Source organism: Vibrio sp. 1249-1, from assembly GCF_033340495.1.
The window spans coordinates 1-544 of sequence record NZ_JAWOWJ010001043.1; the positions used below are offsets into that span (position 1 = coordinate 1).

Consider the following 544-nt stretch of genomic DNA (forward strand, 5'->3'; position numbering starts at 1 on the left):
CTCTATTTATAGAGGCCTTTGTTTTTGTGGTTTATTTTCCCAAGAAAAAGGCGCGAGATTTCCAGACTGATGTGAGCAGTTTTCTTTGTGTTCAGTGATAGGATGGCGCGGAAGAATAATAAATGGATATAACAATGAAGAAGTTTGAAATTGAAGGTCAGCAACTTGCTTACCTAGACAAAGGCGAAGGGCCTGCGCTGCTGTTTGGACATAGCTATTTGTGGGATTGCCAAATGTGGGCGCCTCAAATTGAAGTTTTGAGCCAGTCCTATCGTTGTATTGTGCCTGACTTATGGGCGCATGGTGAATCGGACGCCGCTCCTGCTTCGACCACGTCTTTAGTTGATTATGCCCAACACATGCTGGCGCTAATGGATCATTTGGAAATCGACAAATTTTCCATTGTTGGCTTATCTGTTGGCGGTATGTGGGGTGCGGAACTGACCGCTCAAGCCCCACAACGAGTGAAGTCATTGGTGTTGATGGATACCTTTATTGGTTGGGAACCAGAAGTGACGCATAAAAAATACTTTGCGATGCTAGA

General features: G+C 44.9%; 1 protein-coding gene. It reads left to right on the forward strand.

All coding sequences use genetic code 11. The annotated features are described in order from the left end of the window. Window positions 1-134: 134 nt before the first annotated feature. Window positions 135-544, forward strand: a 410-nt coding sequence (locus R7Z50_RS30360) for an alpha/beta fold hydrolase (protein ID WP_318150131.1), incomplete at its 3' end; no start/stop codon positions are given.